The sequence below is a fragment of the Streptomyces exfoliatus genome (assembly GCF_000725545.1).
In the GTDB taxonomy this organism is placed as follows: Bacteria; Actinomycetota; Actinomycetes; order Streptomycetales; family Streptomycetaceae; genus Streptomyces; species Streptomyces exfoliatus.
This window is the reverse complement of sequence record NZ_JNZP01000013.1, coordinates 1-21,381: the sequence shown is the minus strand read 5'-3', so window position 1 is coordinate 21,381 and position 21,381 is coordinate 1. Positions and strand designations below refer to the sequence as shown.

Annotated in this window: 16 protein-coding genes; 1 reads left to right on the top strand and 15 read right to left on the bottom strand. The window is 72.1% G+C overall.

The features are described from left to right. Positions 1–83: 83 nt before the first annotated feature. From IO20_RS0115815 to IO20_RS0115775, 9 genes are all read right to left on the bottom strand, one after another. Positions 84–2,408 carry a xanthine dehydrogenase family protein molybdopterin-binding subunit gene (locus IO20_RS0115815; RefSeq protein WP_030554635.1) on the bottom strand — a complete coding sequence of 775 codons (2,325 nt, stop codon included), beginning with the start codon at positions 2,406–2,408 and terminating at the stop codon, positions 84–86. Continuing rightward, positions 2,405–4,012, bottom strand: coding sequence for a (2Fe-2S)-binding protein (locus tag IO20_RS0115810; protein ID WP_030554634.1), 1,608 nt, complete (start codon positions 4,010–4,012; stop codon positions 2,405–2,407). Before IO20_RS0115810 ends, IO20_RS0115815 begins: the two co-directional genes overlap by 4 nt. Continuing rightward, positions 4,009–4,884 (bottom strand): FAD binding domain-containing protein, encoded by an 876-nt coding sequence (locus IO20_RS0115805; protein ID WP_030554633.1) that lies wholly within the window; start codon positions 4,882–4,884, stop codon positions 4,009–4,011. The genes IO20_RS0115810 and IO20_RS0115805 overlap by 4 nt, the downstream gene beginning before the upstream one ends. A gap of 225 nt (positions 4,885–5,109) precedes the next feature. Then, on the bottom strand, positions 5,110–6,777 hold the full coding sequence (locus IO20_RS0115800; RefSeq protein ID WP_030554632.1) for a beta-N-acetylhexosaminidase: 1,668 nt from the start codon (positions 6,775–6,777) through the stop codon (positions 5,110–5,112). 4 nt (positions 6,778–6,781) lie between these two features. After that, positions 6,782–7,639: a carbohydrate ABC transporter permease gene (locus IO20_RS0115795; RefSeq protein WP_030554631.1), complete on the bottom strand. Its 858-nt coding sequence runs from the start codon at positions 7,637–7,639 to the stop codon at positions 6,782–6,784. Next, positions 7,636–8,649, bottom strand: coding sequence for a carbohydrate ABC transporter permease (locus IO20_RS0115790; RefSeq protein WP_030554629.1), 1,014 nt, complete (start codon positions 8,647–8,649; stop codon positions 7,636–7,638). Before IO20_RS0115790 ends, IO20_RS0115795 begins: the two co-directional genes overlap by 4 nt. A gap of 5 nt (positions 8,650–8,654) precedes the next feature. Then, the gene (locus IO20_RS0115785; protein ID WP_051874716.1) at positions 8,655–9,998 is read right to left on the bottom strand and encodes an extracellular solute-binding protein; all 1,344 of its coding nucleotides are present in this window, start codon (positions 9,996–9,998) and stop codon (positions 8,655–8,657) included. Positions 9,999–10,281: 283 nt separating this feature from the next. Further along, positions 10,282–10,578, bottom strand: a complete 297-nt coding sequence (locus IO20_RS0115780; RefSeq protein WP_030223158.1) for a DUF3039 domain-containing protein — start codon at positions 10,576–10,578, stop codon at positions 10,282–10,284. Positions 10,579–10,608: 30 nt separating this feature from the next. Beyond that, a complete protein-coding gene (locus tag IO20_RS0115775) occupies positions 10,609–11,169 on the bottom strand; it encodes a YqgE/AlgH family protein (protein WP_030554621.1) in 561 nt (186 codons plus the stop codon). 290 nt (positions 11,170–11,459) lie between these two features. Between IO20_RS0115775 and murA the strand changes: the two genes are divergently transcribed. Continuing rightward, positions 11,460–12,806 carry a UDP-N-acetylglucosamine 1-carboxyvinyltransferase gene (murA, locus tag IO20_RS0115770; protein WP_030554619.1) on the top strand — a complete coding sequence of 449 codons (1,347 nt, stop codon included), beginning with the start codon at positions 11,460–11,462 and terminating at the stop codon, positions 12,804–12,806. A gap of 208 nt (positions 12,807–13,014) precedes the next feature. Here murA and IO20_RS0115765 read toward each other — a convergent pair whose 3' ends face one another. The 6 genes from IO20_RS0115765 to IO20_RS0115740 form a co-directional block, all read right to left on the bottom strand. Further along, positions 13,015–13,296, bottom strand: coding sequence for an HU family DNA-binding protein (locus tag IO20_RS0115765; protein WP_015033921.1), 282 nt, complete (start codon positions 13,294–13,296; stop codon positions 13,015–13,017). A 322-nt stretch (positions 13,297–13,618) separates the two neighbouring features. Continuing rightward, positions 13,619–15,049 (bottom strand): NAD-dependent malic enzyme, encoded by a 1,431-nt coding sequence (locus IO20_RS0115760; protein ID WP_030554617.1) that lies wholly within the window; start codon positions 15,047–15,049, stop codon positions 13,619–13,621. Between the two features lie 403 nt (positions 15,050–15,452). Next, on the bottom strand, positions 15,453–17,798 hold the full coding sequence (locus IO20_RS0115755; protein WP_030554615.1) for a HelD family protein: 2,346 nt from the start codon (positions 17,796–17,798) through the stop codon (positions 15,453–15,455). A 63-nt stretch (positions 17,799–17,861) separates the two neighbouring features. Next, complete coding sequence (locus IO20_RS0115750) at positions 17,862–18,416, bottom strand: GNAT family N-acetyltransferase (RefSeq protein ID WP_037635610.1); 555 nt, start codon at positions 18,414–18,416, stop codon at positions 17,862–17,864. A gap of 106 nt (positions 18,417–18,522) precedes the next feature. Continuing rightward, a complete protein-coding gene (locus IO20_RS0115745) occupies positions 18,523–19,659 on the bottom strand; it encodes a uroporphyrinogen-III synthase (protein ID WP_030554611.1) in 1,137 nt (378 codons plus the stop codon). An 84-nt stretch (positions 19,660–19,743) separates the two neighbouring features. Then, complete coding sequence (locus IO20_RS0115740) at positions 19,744–21,102, bottom strand: nitrate/nitrite transporter (RefSeq protein WP_030554609.1); 1,359 nt, start codon at positions 21,100–21,102, stop codon at positions 19,744–19,746. Positions 21,103–21,381: the final 279 nt, after the last annotated feature.

Sequence of the window (21,381 nt, the reverse complement as noted above, 5' to 3'; positions counted from 1 at the left end):
ACTGCCAAGTCTAGAAGTTCACTGTAGTTGGGAACGACGACAGTGCGCACCCCGGGGTTGCACAAGCAACGGACATCACATGGTTACGAATTGGGCACGGCGACGGCCGCCTGGGGGCGGATCGGGAGGCGGTTGATCGGGCGTCCGGTCGCCGCGCGTACCGCTGAGGCCACCGCGGCGGGTGAGGTGACGACGGGGATCGCGCTCGCCGCCTTGGCGCCGAAGGGGGCCACCACGTCGCGTTCCTCGACGAGTTTCACGATGCGAATGTCCGGGGCATCCAGGGATGTCGGGAGTGCGTAGCCCGTGAAGTCGGGGTGCCGGACCAGACCGCGGGCGGTGCGGAGGTTCTCCGTGAGGGCCGCGCCGACGCCCTGGGTGACGCCCGCCTCGATGCGGGCGGTGAGCTGGGCCGGGTTGAGGATCCGGCCGACGTCCTGGGCGACGGCCATCTCCACGACGCGCACGGCGCCGAGTTCGATGTCCACGTCGACCACCGCGCGGATCGCGCAGAACGCGAGGCCGACGAACGCGTCGCCCTGGCCCGAATCGTCGAGCGGCTCTGTGGGGTGGGGGCGGCACTGGGCGGTTGCCCAGAGTTCCTTGCCGTCCATCGCCTCGGTGACCGTGGTCGAGAGGACACCGTCGTACGAGGTGATCTTGCCGTCGGTGATCTGGAGAAGTTCCGTCGACATGCCGAACTGGTGGGCCAGCGGCTGGAGAAGCTGCGTGCGCACCATCTTCGCGGCCCGCTCCACCGCCCCGCCCGAGACCCAGGTGTGGCGGCCGTGCGCGGCCGGTCCGGCCGGCGGCTGGTCGGTGTCGACGGGCGCGACGTGGACCTCGTCGATCCCGAGGGTGTCCTGCACGATCTGCCGGGCGAGCGTCGAGAAGCCCGAACCGGTGTCCACGGCCGAGCAGATGACCGTGGCCACGCCGTCCTGGACCCGTACGGTCGCCGTGGACACCTCGTCGGTGCCCTCCGCGCCCAGCATGTGCACCATGCCGAGCGCGTACCCCACGCCCCGCCGCACGGCGCCGGGTTCGCCCGCGCCCTCGGGGCCGCCTGGCAGCAGCCACTCGCCCTCCGGGGTGTCCTTGGGGAGGGCGGGGAGGGGGAAGTCACGTACGGCGGAGAGGAGTTCGGCCACCGGGGCCGGGCAGGTGACCGTCTGGCCCGTGGGCAGGATGTCGCCGGTCGCCATGACGTTCCGCATACGCAGCTCGGCCGGGTCCACGCCCAGTTTCGCCGCGAGTTTGTCCATCTGCGCCTCGTACGCCGCGCAGACCTGCATCGCGCCCTCGCCCCGCACATGGCCGGACGGCGGGTTGTTCGTACGGACCGCCCAGCCTTCGACGAAGGCGTGCGGGACGACGTACGGGCCGCAGGCGAAGGCCACGGCCGCCGCGAGGGACTCGGAGGAGGAGTCGGCGTAGGCGCCCGCGTCGAGCAGGATCTGCGCCTCCACCTTCACCAGGCGCCCTTCCGCGTCCGCGTGGTGGCGGTAGCGCAGCAGGGTGGGGTGGCGGTGGGCGTGGCCGAGGAAGGACTCCTCGCGGGTGGCGGTGAGCTTGACCGGGCAGCCGGTGCGCAGCGCGAGCAGGCCCAGCGGGATCTGGAACCCCGGGTCCTCACGGTCGCCGGTGGCGCCGGGGACGCCGGTGACGACCAGCTTGACCTGCTCGGACGGCAGGCCGAAGCAGGCGGCGGCCAGGTCCCGGTCGGTGTGCGGGTCGGTGGAGGCGGTGTAGATCTCGACGCCGCCGTCGGGGCGCGGTACGGCGAGGCCCGCCTCCGCGCCGATCGGCGCCGGGTCCTGGCGCCCGATCCGGTACAGGCCCTCGACGACGACCTCGCCGGTCGCCTCCGGGTCGCCGAAGCGCAGCGGGATGTGCCGGATCAGGTTTCCGTCGGGGTGCAGCGCCTCCGCCGCGAACGCCTTCTCCGGGTCGGTGACCGGGTCGAGGAGTTCGTACTCGACGCTGATCGCGGCGGCGGCGAGGCGGGCCGTGTCGGGGTGGTCGGCGGCGACGGCGGCGAGCGCCTCGCCGTGGTGCCTGACCAGCTCGGCGGCGAACACCGGCCGGTCGGCGACCTGCCGGCCGTACGTCGCGGCGCCGGGCACGTCGGCGGCCGTCACCACGGCCCGTACGCCCGGCATCGCGGTCGCGGCGCTGGTGTCGACGGACACGATGCGGGCGTGCGGGTGCGGGGAGCGCAGGATCGCGGCCCAGAGCAGTCCCTCGGCCCACAGGTCGGAGGCGTAAGGGAAGGTGCCCTCGGTCTTCGCCCGCGCCTCGGCCTGCGGGAGCGAGGTCCCGAGGCCGTGCGGCGCGGACGGCTCCTGGCCCGGGGAGCCGGGGAGGTCAGGGGCCGTGGGAACGGCGGTGGTCGCGTCGCTGCTCACGCCATGCCTCCGTCGTGCGGGTGCGGGATCTGGTGCGGGACACGGGGCCCGTCGGCGCCGTCGGCCGCGGTGGCCGCCGCGCTCGCCTCGCGCTCGGCGACGACGTCCCGTACTGCTTCGAGCACGCCCCGGTAGCCGGAGCAGCGGCACAGGTTGCCGGCGAGCGCCTGGCGGGTCTCGAGTTCGGTGGGCGCGTGGTTGCCCTCGAGAAGGTCGTGCACGGTCATGCACATGCCGGGGATGCAGAAGCCGCACTGGACGGTGCCGCACTTGGCCATGGCCCGCTGCACGTCCGAGGGCTCCCCGTCGGTCGCGAGGCCCTCGACCGTCCGTACCTCGCTCTCGGCGGCGGTCGCCGCGGGAACCAGGCAGGACGCCACGAGCCGGCCGTCGACCTGCACGTTGCACGCGCCGCACTCGCCCTGCGAGCAGCCGTCCTTGGCACCGGCGAGGCCGAGGCGCTCGCGCAGGACGTAGAGCAGGGACTCGCCGATCCAGGAACCGGTGACGGGACGGTCCACGCCGTTGACGCGGAGGGTGTACGAGGTGTGGGGGTGCTCGTCGCTGTCGGTGGAGGCGTGGACGTTCGCGCTGGGCGTGAGGTCGGGCGCGAGCTCGGGCGCGAGGTCGGCCGTGGGCTCGGGCGTGACCTCCGGGTCCGATGCGAGGTCGTCGGCCGTGGGGTCAGGCGTGAGGTCGGCGCCGGGTTCCGGGGTATGACCGGGTGCGGAGTCGGACCTCGGACCGGGTACGAAGTCGGGCGCGCGGTCCGGTACGAGGCCCGGCCCGTGTTCGGGGGCATGGCCGGGCGCCACGGCGGTCGCTCCGGCCGCGGCCGGCTCCGCCTCCGCGCCGTCGGCCGGCGTCCCGCCGGGGGCGGTTTCCACGGCGGTGGTGGCCGGCTCGTCGTCGGCCCCCGCCTCCCCGGCCCTCTCGTCCTCCGCGAGCACCCACGGAGCGGGTGCGCCGCCCGGCAGGGTGGCCGGGGCCTCGGCGTACGGCCTGACGGCCGACGCGGCGAACTCGTCCGTCGCCTCCGGCGCCTGCTCCGTGTCCGGCAGTGCCGGGATCTGCCACTGGCCCGTGGCGCCGGGTCCTGCGGGCGCCGCCGGCTCCGTGAATCGCCACTCGGCCGTCGCGTGCGGGTCCTGCTGGACGTACCCCAGGTGCTCGATCTGCTCGATCTGCTCGGAGTATCCGCTCTGACCGGCCTGACCCGGCCGTCCGAAGGACTCGGGCCGCTGCTCCGTGTACCCGGGGCACTCGGGGTACTCGGGGTACTCGGGTCCCGCGTACTCGGCGTACCCGGCCCCGGCTCCGGCTCCGGCGCCGGCTCCGTCGAAGTACTGCGTCTGCTCCGCCTGCGTCGGCACGTGCACCGTCCACGTGCCCGTCGCCGCCGGGTCCGTCCCCGGGTTGAGCGGCTGGAGCGGCGTGATCATGGGCGGTACGTAGCCGTGGCCGGGCGCCTCCAGGGGGACGCCGTCCAGCATGAAGTCGGGCGGCAGCTGGACGAACGCGGTCGCGTCCCCGTCGTACCCCTCGCTCTGCGGGATCGGCTCCCAGCCGCCGGAGTCCTGGTGCTGCTGGTCGTTGCTGCTCACGACAGTGCCCTCCCCAGTGCCCGTCGGGCGAGTGCGGCGACGGTGCGCCGCAGGTGCAGTACGGCGGGCGGCAACTGTTCGTCGCCCGGCGGGTCGGGGATGCAGGCGGCGGCGACGTACTCGCCGAACGCCGTGAGCGCCTCCGGCGCGAGCCCCCGGTCGTTGTCCCAGTCCACGAGCGAGGCGATCCATCGCTCGGCCTCCAGCGGGCGCAGCGGCATCGGGGCGACGGCGCCGACCGCGCAGCGCACGCCGCGCCTGGCCGGGTCGAGGACGACGGCGACGGAGGCGGTGGCGCGGGCCGGGCCGGTGCGGCCGGTGGCCTTGAGGAAGACCTGGGGGGCGTGAAGCAGCGGGACGCGGACGAAGGCGACGAGTTCGCCGGGGGCCAGCAGGTCGCGGCCGGCGAGCAGGTGGGAGACGGGGATCTCGCGGTTGCCGAGCGGCCCGAGGACGACCAGGTCGGCTTCGAGGGCGGCGAGGACGGGCAGCGAGTCGCCGCTGGGCGCGGCGGTGACGACGTTGCCGCCGAGGGTGCCCGCGTTGCGGATCTGGGGCGGTCCCGCGGCGCGGGAGGCGGCGGCGAGGGCCGGGATGAGGGCGGCGAAGTCGGGGCGGCCCATCCGGGCGTGGGTGAGGCCCGCGCCGAGGAGGGCGTGTCCGTCCTGGTACTGCCAGCCGCGGATCTCGTTGATGCGGCTCAGGCCGACGAGTCCGGCGGGGCGGAGCTGGCCTTTGTTGACGGCGGCCATCAGGTCGGTGCCACCGGCGACGGGGACGGCGGCCGGCATGGCCGTGAGCGCCGCCACGGCCTCGTCGAGCGAGGCGGGCAGCGTCACGGACTGCGCCGTCTGTGGTGCGTGCGTGGTCAACCCGCTGCCCCTTCCCGGTGTCCCGGTGGTCCCCGAATGTGCCCGGCGGTCGCGCCTGCGTGTGGGCGTACGGTACGTGCTCACAGGCCGGACGTGGCAACTCTGGCACATCTTCCGAGCGGTCCGGCGCGAGGGTCCGCGAAGGACTGTTCCGTCCGGGACGCCCCGCAGAACGACGGTAACTTCCGTTTCGCCGCTCTTGGGTGAAGGGGGACGTCGGGTCCCTCACACGATCGGGGGCGTGCCTTCCAGGGGGCGGCCCAGGACCCCTGGGCGCTGCTGCCGGGGGTGGGGTCCCGCGGGTGGCCGGTAGTCGACGCCGAGGGCGTCGAGCCGCCGGTAGTGGGTGTGCATGCGGCGCTCGAAGCCGGTGTAGTCGCGCGCCTCCGGCGCGGGCAGCGCGGACCAGGCGACCTCGGCGAAGGCGGCGAGGCGCGGGAAGACCTGGTAGTCGATCCGTGAGCGGTTCTCCATGACCTCGGTCCAGACGTTGGCCTGGGTGCCCAGGATGTGGGCGGCGGCCTCCGGCGAGAGCCCCGGTGGGACGGGCTCGAAGCGGTAGACGTCCTCCAGGGTGCGTACGTACCCGATGGGCATCGGCTCCTCCTCGCCGGGCGCCTGACGGTGGTCCAGGTAGACCTGCTGCTCGGGGCACATGACGACGTCGTGGCCGGCCTCGGCGGCGGCGACGCCGCCCGCGTACCCCCGCCAGGACGACACGGCCGCGCCCTCGGCGAGGCCGCCCTCCAGGATCTCGTCCCAGCCGATGAGGCGCCGGCCCCGGGCGGTGAGCCAGCGGTCGAAGTGGCGGATGAACCAGGACTGGAGGCCGTCCTCGTCCCCCACCCCCAGCTCCTCGATGCGGGCCTGTGCGGCCGGGGAGGCCTTCCACTGGTCCTTGGGGCACTCGTCGCCGCCTACGTGGACGAAGGGCGACGTGGCCGCGGGGAAGAGGTCGAGGACCTCCTCGAAGACGCCCTCGTAGAAGCGCAGGACGGCCTCGGTGGGGGCGAGGACGTTGGGGTTGACGCCCCAGGTGTCCCAGACGGTGAGGGCGGTCGTGTCGACGACGTCGGTGTTGCCGAGTTCGGGGTACGCGGCGATGGCGGCCTGCGAGTGGCCGGGGAGGTCGATCTCGGGGACGACGGTGATGTGCCGCTCGGCCGCGTAGGCGACGATCTCGCGGATGTCGTCCTGGGTGTAGAACCCGCCGTGCGGGGTCTCGTCCCAGAGCGGCGAGGCCCGGTGTCCCCACTTGCTGCGGGCCCGCCAGGAGCCGATCTCGGTGAGCCGGGGGTGGCGCCTGATCTCGATGCGCCAGCCCTGGTCGTCGGTGAGGTGGAGGTGGAGGACGTTGAGCTTGTGGGCGGCGAGGAGGTCCAGGTACCGCAGGACGTCGTCCTTGGGCAGGAAGTGCCGGGCCACGTCGAGGAGGAGGCCGCGCCAGCCGAAGCGGGGGGCGTCCTCGATCGTCTGCGTGGTCACCACCGCGACCGGCTCCTCCTTCGCCGTCGCCTTCGTCGGCGCCTTGCGGAAGGCGTCGGGGCCGAGGAGCTGGCGCAGGGTCTGGGCGCCCCAGAAGACCCCGGCCGGGCCTCCGCCGGTGATCTCGGCGACCTGGTCCGGCAGCACGTCGAGCCGGTACGCCTCGGGGGCGAGGGTGTCGTCGAGGCGCAGCCGGATGCTGTGGGTGGCGTTCTCGTCGGCCGTGTCCGGCAGCGGGAGCCCGAAGGCGGCTCCGAGGGTGGTGCGCAGCCAGCGGGCGGTGGTCTCGGTTCCGGGGGCGGCGTCCAGGGTCGTCCGCCGGTCGAGGAGGAAGGCGCGGCGGGAGGGCCCTTCGACCCGCGAGGGCGCCGGGATCAGGTCGTCGTCCTTGGTCTGGGTCTGGGGCATCGTGTCAGTCCTTCACCGCCCCGCCGAGCCCCGAGACCAGGCGGCGCTGTACGAGTACGAAGAAGACGAGCACCGGGACCGTCATCACGGTCGAGCCGGCCATGATGCCTCCCCAGTCGTTCTCGTCGGGCTTGAAGAAGACGAGCAGCGCCATCGGGAGGGTCGACTGCGAGGTGTCGCTGATGAGGAAGGACTTCGCGAAGAGGAAGTCGTTCCAGGTCGAGATGAACGAGAAGACGCTCGTCGCGACGAGGCCGGGGAAGACGAGCGGGAAGAGGATCTGCCACAGGAACCTGCTGCGGCTCGCGCCGTCGATCTGGGCCTGTTCCTCCAGGGCTTCCGGGACCGCCTTGACGAAGCCGCGCAGCATCCAGATCGCGAAGGGCAGCGAGAAGGCGATGTGCGGCAGGATCAGCGAGCCGAGGGTGTTGAGCTGGCCGGCGTCCCGCATGAGGAAGAACAGCGGGATGGTGAGGGCCTCGACGGGCACCATCTGGGCGACCAGGAACATGATCAGGAGCGTCGTCCGGAACCGGAAGCGGAACCGGGTGACCGCCGTCGCCGCGAGGAAGGCGATGAGGGCGGAGGCGAGGACGACGGTGACGGCGACGGTCAGCGAGTTGAGGAAGTAGCGGCCGAAGTCCTGCTGTTCGAAGACGCGCCGGAACGAGTCGAGGGACGGGGACAGCGTCCACGGCCGCGGGTTCGTGGACTGGATCTCGCCGGCCGGCTTGAAGGCCGAGAGGACCATCCAGTAGAGCGGGAAGGCGACGGCGGCGGCGACGAGGAGGGTGACGGCCTCGGCGGCGAGGCGCCCTGGACGGCGGGGGCGGAAGAGGCGGAGGGCGCTGAACAGGCTCACAGTTCTTCTCCCCGGCGTCGCAGCAGGCGCAGGTACACGAGGGTCACGGCCAGCAGGATGAGCAGCGTGACGACGCCGATGGCCGAGCCCAGGCTGTACTCGGAGGAGGCGAAGGCCTTCTGGTAGGCGTACACGTTGAGGACGAGGTTCTGGCCGGCGATGCCGCCGCCGTTCGTCATCACGTAGATCTGGGTGAAGATCTTGAAGTCCCAGATGACCGACTGGATCGTGACGACGACCAGGATCGGCCGGAGGGCAGGGGCCATGACCGAGCGCCAGATCCGCCACTGCGAGGCGCCGTCGAGGGCGGCGGCCTCCAGGACCTCGGACGGGATGGCCCTGATGCCCGCGTAGACGGTGACCATCACGAACGGGAACGAGCACCAGACGACTTCGAGGAGGACGAGGGCGAAGGCGCTGTACCGCCCGTACGTCCAGGAGAAGTCGCCGAGCCCGAGGAGTCGGTTGACGGGGCCGAAGTCGGGGTCGAAGAGGAAGACCCAGACGGTGGAGCCGGTGATCGCGGGGGTGGCCCAGGCGCCGAGCGCGGCCAGCATCAGGACGAGCCGGGGCAGGGCGCGCACGCGCGTGAGGAGTACGGCGAGGGCGCAGCCGACGGCGAGCGTGGTGACGACGCAGGCGGCGGCGAAGAGGACGGTGGCGAGGAGGACCTGCCGGAACTGGGGGTCGGCGAAGAGGGCCGTGTAGTTGCCGAAGCCCTTGAAGGAGGTGGGTTCGCCGCCGCTGACCTGGGCCTGGGTGTACTCCAGGAAGGAGATGAGCCCGAGCTGGTAGATCGGGTAGAGGAGCAGTGCGCCGAGGACGGCGAGGGCGGGCAGGAGGTAGAGCCAGGGCGTCCACCCGGAGCCGCGCCCACGCGCCAGGCCCGAACGGTTCGCCGCCCGGCCCTCACGGTGCGGCGCCCCGGCCTTGTCCGCACCGTTCGCCGCCCCGGCCTTGTCCGCACCGCTCGTCGTCCGGGCCGTGCCCGTACGGCTGGTCGTGGTCATGCTCGTCAGCCCGCGGCGGCGAACGCCGCGTCCATCTTCTTCGCGGCGTCGTCGGCCGCCGCCTTGACGTCCTTACGGCCGCTGACGACCTCCTGGAACATCGTGGGCAGGACGAGGGAGGCGTCGATGGCGCCCCAGCCGGGAGACGCGGGGACGAACCTGGTGCCCGCGCCGAGGGTGTCGATGAAGGGCTTCACGAAGGGCTGCCGCTGGGCGGCAGAGGCGCGGACGTCGGTGTACGTGGGCAGGAAGCCCATCGCGTCGAAGAGCCTTCCCTGGGTCTCCTTGCCGGTCAGGGACTTGAGGAGGTCGACGGCGAGGGTGCGGTGGGAGGTGCTCCTGAGCACGCCGATGTTGTTGCCGCCCGCGAAGGCGGGGGCGATGGAGCCGGGGGCGGTGCCGGGCAGCGGCACGACGGCGTACTTGCCCTTCACGGCGCCCGCCTCGACGGCGGCGTGGCTGAAGTCGCCGCCGATGGCCATGCCGGCCTTGCCCGCGGCGAAGGCGGTGACGGTGGCGTTGCCGCCCATCTGGGCGCACTTGGCGGCGGGGCAGTTGTCGTCGCCGAAGAGCGAGGTGTACGTGGTGATGCCCGTGCGGGCGGCCTCGCTGTTGACGGCGGCCTTGTACGTGTCGCCGTGCGCGGTGGCGAGTTCGCCGCCGGCCGCCCAGACGAAGGGCATGGCGCCGTAGGTGTAGGCGCCGCCGACGGCGATGCCGTAGAGCTCGGGCTTCGCCTTGCGGATCTTCTTGGCGGTGGTGACGAGTTCGGCCTGGGTCCTGGGGGCGGTGAGGCCCAGTTCCCGGAAGACGTCGGTGCGGTAGTAGAGGGCGCGGACGCCGACGAAGAGCGGGGCGCCGTAGACCTTCCCCGCGACGGTGACGGACTGCTTCGCGGTGGGGTCGGTGTCCTTGGCGTCGTCCCAGGCCGTGAACTCGGCGCTGATGTCGGCGAGTCCGCCGTCCTTGACGTATCCGGCGGTGTCGGTGTTGCCGTACTCGATGAGGTCGGGCGCGGAGGCGGGGTCGTTGAAGGCGGCCTTGACGCGCTGGGCGCGGGTCTCGACGGGGATGTACTCGACCTCGGCCTTCGCGCCCGGGTGGTTCTTCTCGAAGGCGGCGACGGCCTGCGCGACGACCTGTTCCTTGGGCTTGTTGTTCACCTCCTGGAAGAGCCAGACGCGCAGGGTTCCGCTCTTCTCGTCGGTCGTGGCCTGCCCGCCGGAGGTCTGGGGCGCGCAGGCGGTGGCGGTGAGCGCGGCGATCAGGAGTGCGGCAACGGTGGCGGTGATGGGGGTCCCCCCTGCTCGAGCGAAGCCGAGAGCTTGGGGGAGGGCGGAAAGCTTCATGAAACGGTTCCCCTCCGAGCATGCGTTGCAACATGCGCAACGAGCGTTTCGTTCTGCACAACACCCGTGAGGTTAGGCGCGCCTCCGGCGGCCGGACAAGAGGTCTCGACCACCTCAACCACTCCGTGACCACCGGAAGCACCCTCCGCAACGGCCGCGCCCGCTTCCGCGCCCCTCCTGCACGCCGCCCGCACCCCGCCGCGCCCCGGGAACGCGGAACGGCCCCCGCCGCACGCACCGAAGTACGTACGACGGGGGCCGTCCCCGACGTCAGGAGCCGCGCTTACTTGTCCTTGCCGCCCTTACCGCCCTTGTCCTTGTCGCCACCGCCGGCGCCCATGGATTCGTAGATCTCCTTGCACATCGGACAGACCGGGTACTTCTTGGGGTCGCGCCCCGGCACCCAGACCTTTCCGCACAGTGCCACGACGGGCGTGCCGTCGAGGGCGCTCGCCATGATCTTGTCCTTCTGGACGTAATGGGCGTAGCGCTCGTGGTCGCCGTCACCGTGGGACACCTGCGGCGTCGGCTCGACGAGGGTTCCCGTACCTGCCCCGCGCTCGGGCTCGAGAGTGCTCATAACCGCCAAGGGTACTGAAAGCCGGGGGCCTCAGTTGAGGGACGGGTCGTCGGGGTAGGTCGCGATCATCGCGAGGTCGCCGCGCTGCCGTCTGAGGACCTGTCGCCAGAGGTCCTCGGGCCGCGGCGACGACACGTCGCCGGGCTCCGATTCGACCACGTACCAGGCGCCGTCGCCGAGCTCGGTCTCCAGCTGGCCGGGGCCCCAGCCCGCGTACCCGGCGAAGATCCGCAGCGAGCCGAGGGCCGGGCCGAGCAGCTCGGGCGGGGCCTCCAGGTCGACCAGGCCGATCGCCCCGAACACCCGCCGCCAGCCGAGCGGGCCCTCGTCGCCGGGGATGACGGCGATGCCGAGGGCCGCGTCGAGCGAGACGGGGCCGCCCTGGAAGACGACGCCGGGTTCGCCGGCGAGTTCGGCCCAGGGCGCGAGGATGTCGCCGACGGTGACCGGGGTCGGCCGGTTGAGGACCACGCCGAGGGAGCCCTCGTCGTCGTGGTCGAGGAGGAGCACCACCGCGCGGTCGAAATTCGGGTCCGCGAGCGCGGGGGTGGCGACGAGCAGTCGTCCTGTGAGCGAGGACACCTCGGTCATGCGACACATGATCTCGCATCTTCGGCGTTCGCGGGGGTTGTCGGGCCGGATACGGGGAAGGCGGCGCCCGTCGCGTTCCGGAGCCGCAGTTCAGACGGGAAGGGACGGGGCCCGGGCGGCCCCTCGCCGAAGGAAGCGGACGGTGACGCTCCGCAAGATCACGGGAACAGAGGGTGTTGTGCCGAATTCATTACGTCTGACAGGCCCCGTGAGGCATCCAAGAGAGGTCTCATGGCCCCTTACCCTTTTCACTGGCCACCCGACCGACCCCACTCCGGAACGCGAGATTCATGACCGGCACAGACAGTCACGATGTACTGCTCGTCCATGGCGGCACCCCGCTGGAGGGCGAGATCCGCGTTCGCGGCGCGAAGAACCTCGTGCCCAAGGCGATGGTCGCCGCCCTGCTCGGCAGCGGCCCGAGCCGCCTGCGCAATGTGCCCGACATCCGTGACGTCCGCGTGGTGCGCGGACTGCTCCAGCTGCACGGGGTGACGGTCCGTCCGGGCGAGGAGCCCGGCGAACTCGTCCTCGACCCGACGCACGTGGAGTCCGCGAACGTCGCCGACATCGACGCCCATGCCGGCTCGTCGCGCATCCCGATCCTCTTCTGCGGCCCGCTGCTGCACCGCCTCGGCCACGCCTTCATCCCGGGCCTCGGCGGCTGCGACATCGGCGGCCGGCCCATCGACTTCCACTTCGACGTGCTGCGCCAGTTCGGCGCCACCATCGAGAAGCGGGACGACGGGCAGTACCTGGAGGCCCCGCAGCGCCTTCGCGGTTGCAAGATCCGGCTGCCGTACCCCTCGGTCGGATCGACCGAGCAGGTGCTGCTCACGGCCGTGCTCGCCGAGGGCGTCACCGAGCTGTCGAACGCCGCCGTGGAGCCCGAGATCGAGGACCTGATCTGCGTCCTGCAGAAAATGGGCGCGATCATCTCCATGGACACCGACCGGACCATCCGGATCACGGGTGTCGACCGTCTCGACGGCTACACCCACCGGGCGCTCCCGGACCGCCTGGAGGCGGCCTCCTGGGCGTCCGCGGCGCTCGCCACCGAGGGCAACATCTACGTGCGCGGCGCCCAGCAGCGCTCGATGATGACCTTCCTCAACACGTACCGGAAGGTGGGTGGCGCCTTCGAGATCGACGACGAGGGCATCCGCTTCTGGCACCCGGGCGGCTCGCTCAACGCGATCCACCTGGAGACGGACGTGCACCCCGGCTTCCAGACGGACTGGCAGCAGCCCCTGGTCGTGGCCCTGACGCAGGCCTCCGGCCTGTCGATCATCCACGAGACGGTCTACGAGTCGCGGCTCGGCTTCACCTCCGCGCTCAACCAGATGGGTGCGCACATCCAGCTGTACCGCGAGTGCCTCGGCGGCTCGGACTGCCGCTTCGGCCAGCGCAACTTCCTGCACTCCGCGGTCGTGTCGGGCCCCACCCGGCTCCAGGGCGCCGATCTGGTCATCCCCGACCTGCGCGGCGGCTTCTCGTACCTGATCGCGGCCCTCGCGGCCCAGGGCACCTCCCGGGTGCACGGCATCGAGCTGATCAACCGCGGCTACGAGAACTTCATGGAGAAGCTCATCGAGCTCGGCGCCAAGGTCGAACTGCCGGGCAGCGCGCTGGTGTGAGACCGCCCGGCACCTGGGGGCGACGCCGCCGCCCAGGTGCCGGTCGCTCTGAGCCGTCACGGGCCCCTGTGGGCCCGTACAGGCCCATACGAAAGGGCGGCCACCCCCTGACAGGGTGGCCGCCCTTTCTGCGCCTCTAGGCTGCCTTACGTGCCTCGGCGGGCCGCCTTACGTGCTCCGGCTGCCCTGCTCGCCTCGGCGGGTGTCACTACTTGCCCTTGGCGGCTTCCTTGAGCTTCGAGCCCGCGGAGACCTTCACGCTGTAGCCGGCCGGGATGTCGATCGGGTCGCCGGTCTGCGGGTTACGAGCGGTGCGAGCGGCACGGTGGGTGCGCTCGAAGGTCAGGAAGCCGGGGATGGTGACCTTCTCGTCGCCCTTGGCGACGACCTCACCGACGGTCTCGGCGAGAGCGGCCAGCACGGCGTCGGCGTCCTTGCGGGTCACCTCGGCGCGGTCGGCCAGGGCGGCCACCAGCTCACTGCGGTTCATGTTGTTACTCCCGTGTTCTTCTTGCCTGTGAGGCGTGCCACGCGGCGGAAGCCGCGTGATTGGGTACAGCGAAGCCGATGCTGCCAGGGCCTTCGGACAGTCCCCGGACCCGGGTCTAATGACAGACCCTCGCGCCCAAACACGCATCCTGCCCCCACCAGCGGCGGGAACGCCAATCCGGCACCCCCTCGGGTCACACGAAAAGCGCCGGAGCCCCGTGGTGGTGACGTTCTGTCGACTCCTGTCGACTCCACGAAAACCACGCGGAGCCGAAAAGCCACCCTAAAGGCGGGTTTACGGCTCCGCGAATCGCGACGCGCCGTCAGCGCCCGGTCGCCGCCGAGCCCGCGCCCGCCGCCTTCGCCGCGTTGCGCACCGCTCCGGCGACCGCGCCGGCGACCTTGTCGTTGAAGACCGACGGGATGATGTAGTTCGCGTTCAGCTCGTCGTCGGTGACCACGTCGGCGAGGGCGGTGGCCGCCGCGAGCATCATCTCGGTGTTGACCGTCCGGGACTGGGCGTCGAGCAGACCGCGGAAGACACCCGGGAAGACCAGCACGTTGTTGATCTGGTTCGGGAAGTCGGAACGACCGGTGGCGACGACCGCGGCGGTCTGCCGGGCGGCGGCCGGGTCGACCTCCGGGTCGGGGTTCGCGAGCGCGAAGACGATGGCGTCCTCCGCCATGGCGGCGACGTCCTCGGCGCCCAGCAGGTTCGGGGCCGAGACGCCGATGAAGACGTCCGCGCCGACGACGGCCTCCTTGAGGGTGCCGGTGACGCCCTCCGGGTTGGTGTTGTCGGCGATCCAGCGCAGCGGCGAGTCGGCCGGGGCCTCCACGAGGTCCGCGCGGCCCGCGTGGACGACGCCCTGGATGTCGGCGACGACGGCGTGCTTGACGCCCGCCGCGATCAGCAGCTTGAGGATGGCCGTACCGGCCGCGCCGGCCCCGGACATGACGACCCGCACGTCGCCGATGCCCTTGTTCACCACGCGCAGCGCGTTGGTGAGGGCGGCGAGGACGACGATCGCGGTGCCGTGCTGGTCGTCGTGGAAGACCGGGATGTCGAGGGCCTCGCGCAGCCGGGCCTCGATCTCGAAGCAGCGCGGCGCGGAGATGTCCTCCAGGTTGATGCCCGCGAAGCCGGGGGCGATGGCCTTGACGATCGCGACGATCTCGTCGGTGTCCTGGGTGTCGAGGCAGATCGGCCAGGCGTCGATGCCGGCGAAGCGCTTGAAGAGGGCGGCCTTGCCCTCCATGACGGGCAGGGCGGCCATCGGGCCGATGTTGCCGAGGCCGAGGACGGCGGAGCCGTCGGTGACGACCGCGACGGAGTTGCGCTTGATGGTGAGGCGGCGCGCGTCCTCGGGGTTCTCCGCGATGGCCATGCACACACGGGCGACGCCCGGGGTGTAGATCATCGAGAGGTCGTCACGGTTGCGGATGGGGTGCTTGGACGCCATCTCGATCTTGCCGCCGAGGTGCATCAGGAACGTACGGTCGGAGACCTTGCCGAGGGTGACGCCCTCGATGGTCCGCAGCTGCTCGACGATCTCGTCGGCGTGCGCCGTGGAGGTCGCGGCGATGGTGACGTCGATGCGGAGCTTCTCGTGGCCGGAGGCGGTCACGTCGAGGCCGGTGACGGATCCGCCGTGGGACTCCACCGCCGTGGTGAGCTGGGAGACCGCGGTTCCGCTCGCGGGAACCTCCAGCCGGACCGTCATCGAATACGAGACGCTGGGCGCCGTTGCCATGGCCGAGTTCCTCTGCTTTCCCTGAGCTTCGTTGCTACGCCGCCCCGGCTGGTTGCCCGGCGGCGCCCTCCGATGGTCGCACCTACCTGCCGGTAGCAGGTAATGCGGTCATTTTGTTTTCGGAAAGTAGTTTCCACCATACGAGAAGCTTCCGGGAAACAGAAGAGGCCCCCGCCACCAGGGGTGACAGGAGCCTCGACTTCGTAGCTACACACAACAGAACGTCTAAGTGGCACCGACCCGCCATGCTCGCCTCGCGGCAAGTGGTCCCTCAGAGGGACGAAGGTTGGGCCCGGGGGCTTGGATCGAGCCGGTGCCACGACAAGGCTAACAAACCACCCTGCTTGGTGATTCCAGCGCCACAGGTTGACCGGAAATCAGCCCCCGGGCGCCTTCTGTCGGCTCAGTCCCTCAGCAGGTCCGGCACCCCCGCCTCGTCCGGCATGTCGCCCGCCCCCGCCACCACGGTGAGCTGCTGCGTCGCCCGGGTGAGGGCCACGTAGAGCACCCGCAGACCGGCCGGGGACTCGTCCGCGATCTCCGCGGGCGAGACGACCACCGTGGCGTCGTACTCCAGGCCCTTGGCCTCCAGGGAGCCGAGCGCCACCACCCGGTCGCCCAGGTCGGCGAGCCAGCGGGCCGCCTCCGTCCGCCGGTTCATGGCGACGACGACACCGACCGTGCCCTCCACCCGCTCCAGGAGCAGCCGCGCCTCGGACCGTACGGTTTCGGCCAGACCGGTGTCAGCGGTCTTGTCGGGAACGGCCACGAAGCGGGGCTCGACGCCCGTCGAGCGGACCGCGCGCGGCGACTCCTTGCCCGGCATGGCGAGGGCGAGCACCTTGGCGGCGAGCTCGGCGATCTCCGCCGGGTTCCGGTAGTTCACGGTCAGCTCGAAGCGGCGCCGCGGCCGGGAGCCGAGGGCCTCGTCGCGGGCCTCGGCGGCCTCGTCCGGATCCGACCAGGAGGACTGCGCGGGGTCGCCCACCACCGTCCAGGTGGCGTGCCGGCCGCGTCGCCCGACCATCCGCCACTGCATGGGCGTCAGGTCCTGGGCCTCGTCGACGATCACGTGCGCGTACTCGGTGCGCTCGGCGGCGAGCCGCTCGGCCCGCTCGCGCTGGGTCTCCTCCCGTACGGGCATGAGCTCTTCCAGGCCCGTGAGCTGGTCCAGCGGGTCGTACTCCCGGCGCTTCCTCGGCCGCGCCGGGGCCCCGACGAGGGTGTTCAGCTCGTCGAGGAGGGCCACGTCGTGGACCGACAGCTCCTTGCGGCGCAAGGAGCGGGCGAGCCGCCGCACCTCGCCCGGGTTGAGGATGCGGCGGGCCCAGCGGCCGAGCCGCCGCTCGTCGGCCATCGCGTCGAGCACCCGGCGGGGGGTGAGCTCGGGCCACCAGGCGTCGAGGAAGGCGAGGAAGGAGTCCTCGGTGGAGACGTCCTCGTCGAAGGAGGAGCGCAGCTCGGCGGCAAGCTCCGGGTCGCTGTGCCGGCCGACCGCGCCCGACTTGGAGTACAGCGCGTCGAGGAGCAGCCGGCGGGCGCGCGGCCGGAGCAGGTTGACGGGTGCGGTGCCGCCGAGGACGTTGTGGCGGATGCGCCGCAGCTCGTCCGCCTCCAGCTCCAGGCGGCGCCCGAAGGCGACGACCCGCAGGCGCGTGGGCGTGCCCGCGCGCACCGGGGCCTCGTCGTCGTCTCCCAGCTCGGGCTGGCTGGTCCTGGGCGCCGGGGTCTCCAGGGCGCCGCGGGCGGCCTTGCGCAGCACGTGGAGCATCCGGGAGGAGCCCTTGATCCGGGCGACGGCCGGATCGTCGTAGGCGGTGGCCTCGACGCCGTCGACGAGGCTGCCGACGGCCCGGATGGCGACCTGGCCCTCCTCGCCGAGCGAGGGCAGCACGCCCTCGGTGTACGAGACGAGGAGCGGGGTCGGCGAGACGATCAGGATGCCGCCCGCGTACCGCCGCCGGTCCTGGTAGAGCAGGTACGCGGCCCGGTGCAGGGCCACGGCCGTCTTGCCGGTGCCGGGGCCGCCCTCCACGTACGTCACGGAGGCGGCGGGCGCGCGGATGACCATGTCCTGCTCCGCCTGGATGGAGGAGACGATGTCCCGCATGGTGTGGCTGCGGGCCTGGCCGAGGGCGGCCATCAGGGCGCCGTCGCCGATCACGGGCAGCTCGCGCCCGTCGAGGGTGGCCCGCAGCTCCGGACGCATCAGGTCGTCCTCGACGCCGAGGACCTGGCGGCCCTTGGAGCGGATGACGCGACGGCGCACGACCCGGCCGGGGTCGACCGGGGTGGACCGGTAGAAGGGCGCGGCGGCGGGCGCGCGCCAGTCGATGACCAGCGGCGCGTAGTCGGAGTCGAGGACTCCGATCCGGCCGATGTGGAGGGTCTCTCCGATGTCGGCCGTGTTGTCGGGGCGTACGGCGTCCTCGGCGGGCTCGATCGAGGTGTAGGCGCCGTCGGGCCCCTTCTTCCCGTCCTTCCCGTAAAGGAGATCGATCCGGCCGAAGAGGAAGTCCTCGAACTCGTTGTTGAGCCGGTTGAGGTGGATGCCGGCACGGAAGACCTGGGCGTCGCGCTCGGCGAGGGCGCCGGGCGTGCCGACCTGGCCCCGCTGGGCGGCGTCGTTCATCAGGAACTCCGCCTCGTGGATCTTCTCCTCCAGCCGGCGGTAGACGTGATCCAGATGTTCCTGCTCGACACCGATCTCACGGTCTCTGACCGTGTCCACGGCTTCCTGCGCGGCCACCTAAGGCCCCCTTCTGACGTGCACTGGGCAGCCGTCGAGCGTACGCCACCGGAAGGGGCCGTGTCAGGCGAGATCGCCGTTCGAGGGAGTACCGGCCGGAACGCCGGGCGGCGGGTCGTCGTGCAGGAGGCGCTGGAAGAGGTGGTGGTCGCGCCATTCCCCGTCGATGTGGAGGTAGCGGGGGGCGGTCCCGATGCGGCTGAACCCGCTCTTCTCCAGGACGCGTTGGGACACGTGGTGGTCCAGGACGGTGCCCGCCTCCAGGCGGTGCAGCCCCAGCTCCTCGCGGGCGCCCCGGCAGGCTTCCGCGGTGAGCGCGGTGGCGAGACCCCGGCCGGTGTGGTCCCGGTCGACCCAGTAGCCGAGGGAGGCGCTGCGGAAGGGTCCGAGGACGATCCCGGAGAGGATGACGGCCCCCACGATGGCGTCCCCCTCGACGGCGAACCACCGCACCCCGCCGTCGGCGAGACGCTCGGCCTGCGCCTCCGCGGTGTAGTACCGCTCGGGCCGGTAGGGCTCCCAGGGCTTCATGTGGGACCGGTTCTTCAGCAGGGCGACGGCGAGCGCGTGCGCGTCCTCGGGCAGGGCGGGGCGGATGCGGAGTCCTTCGCTGATCATCCGCGTACGGTACCGGCGCACTCCCACGCGCCGTCAGCCCCTGCCCGCGCCCCCCTTGGCACGTCCCGTCGCGCTCCCGTACTCGGTATCCGATATCCGATATCCGCTACCCGTCGTACTTCTCGTCCGCCGACGGGTCGAGCGCCAGCCGGTACCCCCGCTTCACCACCGTCTGGATCAGCTTCGGTGTGCCGAGGGCCGCCCGGAGGCGGGCCATCGCCGTCTCCACCGCGTGCTCGTCCCGGCCCGCGCCGGGCAGCGCCCGCAGCAGGTCGGCCCGGGACACCACCCAGCCCGGGCGGCGGGCCAGGAGCCCGAGGAGGGCCATCCCGGCGGGCGGGACGGGCCGCAGCACGCCGTCGACGAGGACGGCGTGGCCGCGGACCTCCACCCGGTGGCCGGCCACCGGCAGGACCTGGGTGCGGGCGGGCAGCTCCTTGCAGAGCACCTGGACGAGCGGGCCGAGCCGGAAGCGCTCCGGCTGGTACGTGTCGATGCCCTCCGCCTGCAGCGGCAGGGCCGTCACGGGCCCCACGCACACCGCGAGCACGTCGTGCCGCAGCGCGCTCACGAGGTCGGTCCGTACGCCCCTCTCCCCGGCCCGCGAGAACAGCGAGGCCGCGGCCGGGGCGCTGGTGAAGGTGACGGCGTCCAGGGCGCGGCCGATGACCGCGTCGAGGAGCCGGTCGAGGGGCCCGAGGTCCTCCGGGGGCATCCAGCGGTAGACGGGGACGCCGACGACCTGGGCGCCGCCGGCGGTGAGCGCCTCCACGAACCCGGGCAGCGGCTCCCCGTGCAGCTGGAGCGCGATCCGTCGGCCGTCGACGCCCTCGGCGAGGAGCCGGTCGAGGACCTCGGCCATGGACTCCGAGCTGGGCGACCAGGACTCGGTGAGTCCTGCGGCCCGTACGGCTCCCTTGACCTTGGGCCCGCGGGCGAGGAGTTCGACGTCCCGCAGGACGGCGAGGAGCTCCTCGCCGTACCCCCAGCCGTCGGCCGCCTCGACCCAGCCCCGGAAGCCGATCGCCGTGGTGGCGACGACGACGTCCGGGGCGTGGCCGATGAGTTCCTTGGTGGCGGCGAGGAGCTCGGTGTCGTCCGCGAGGGGCACGATCCGCAGGGCGGGGCCGTGGACGACGGCCGCGCCGCGCCGGCGCAGCAGCGCGATGAGTTCGTCCGCGCGCCGCGCCGCGGTGACGCCGACGGTGAAGCCGGCGAGGGGGCCGTGTTCTTGCTCGTCCATGGGGCCAGAGCCTGACGGGGACGCGTGACAGACTCGGTTCGCCCGTATTTCCTGGTCGTTACGGTCCGCGCCGGGCACCGGGGATCACACCTTCGCGTAGCCGGGCCGGGGCTCCGACGAGGTGACGGCCTCGGCGGTCGCGGGGACGGCGGTGGGGCGCCGAAGGTATACCGCCCAGGTGACGACGATGCAGGCCGCGTAGAAGGCGAGGAAGGCGACGAAGGCCGCCGTGCCGGTGCCCGCGGTCTGGAAGGACTGGCGGAAGGCGAGGTTGATGCCGAGTCCGCCGAGCGCGCCGACCGCTCCGATGAGGCCCATGGCGGCCCCCGAGAGGCGCCGGCCGTAGGCCTCCGCGGCGTCTCCCGCGAGCCCCTTGCGGTGCCCCTGGGCGAGGAAGATCGCCGGGATCATCTTGAACGTGGAGCCGTTGCCGAGGCCGCTGAGGGCGAACAGGGCGATGAATCCGACGAGGAAGACGGCGAGCGACTCGACGACGGAGGCGTAGATCACCACGCCCGTCGCCGCGGCCATCGCGACGAAGGTCCACAGGGTGATGCGGGCGCCGCCGTGCCGGTCGGCGAGGGAGCCGCCGATGGGCCGGATCAGCGAGCCGAGCAGCGGTCCGATGAAGGTGAGGGACGCGGCCTGGAGCGGGGTGCGTCCGAACTGGGTCTGGAGCACGAGGCCGAAGGCGAAGCTGTAGCCGATGAACGAGCCGAAGCAGCCGATGTACAGGAAGGCCATGATCCAGGTGTGGCGGGCCCGCACGGCCTCCTTCGCGGCCCCGGTGTCGTTCTTGACGGGGGCGAGGTTGTCCATGAAGAACAGGGAGCACACGGCGGCGACCACGATCAGGGGGAGGTAGACGCCGAGCACGATCCTCGGGTGCATGGCTCCGGCGGTGCCGATGACGAGAAGGCCGACGAGCTGGACGACGGGGACGCCGATGTTGCCGCCGCCCGCGTTCAGGCCGAGCGCCCAGCCCTTCTTCCGCAGCGGGAAGAAGGCGTTGATGTTGGTCATCGAGGAGGCGAAGTTGCCACCGCCGACACCGGTGAGCGCGGCCACCACCACGAAGGTCGTATAGGAAGTGCCGGGCTCCATGACCGCGAAGGCGAGGCCGGTGGGCAGCAGGAGCAGCAGGGCGCTGAAGACCGTCCAGTTACGGCCGCCGAAGCGGGCGACGGAGAAGGTGTACGGGATCCGGATCAGCGCGCCGACGAAGGTCGCGGTCGCGATCAGGAAGAACTTCCCGGCCGGGTCGACCCCGTACTGGGGCCCCATGAAGAGCACCATGACCGACCACAGGCTCCAGATCGAGAAGCCGATGTGCTCGGAGAGCACGGAGAAGAGCAGATTCCTCCGGGCGATCCGCTCTCCCTTCTCGCGCCAGAAGGTCTCGTCCTCCGGCTCCCACTGTTCGATCCACCGGCCGCCGCCCATGTCGTACCTCCGCGGGTGTCGGGTCCTGGGGCGTCCACAGCCCCGGTCCACCTGCCACAGACGCTAGGGAGGCCTCGTTTCAGCCCGGTGCCGCGAGGTGACGGGAACGGAACCTTGCTCTCACCCGGCGCGCGAGCCTGCTGTGAGCGCTCCCCCTTTTTTGGGCTCGGTTCGCCTCCCGGGCGCTCAAGCCGGGCTCACAGGGCCGACCGTGCTCGCCTCCCTCGTTCCTCGGGAGGCTCCGCGCGCTCGGCCCTGTTCCCCCGGCCGCGCCCCTTC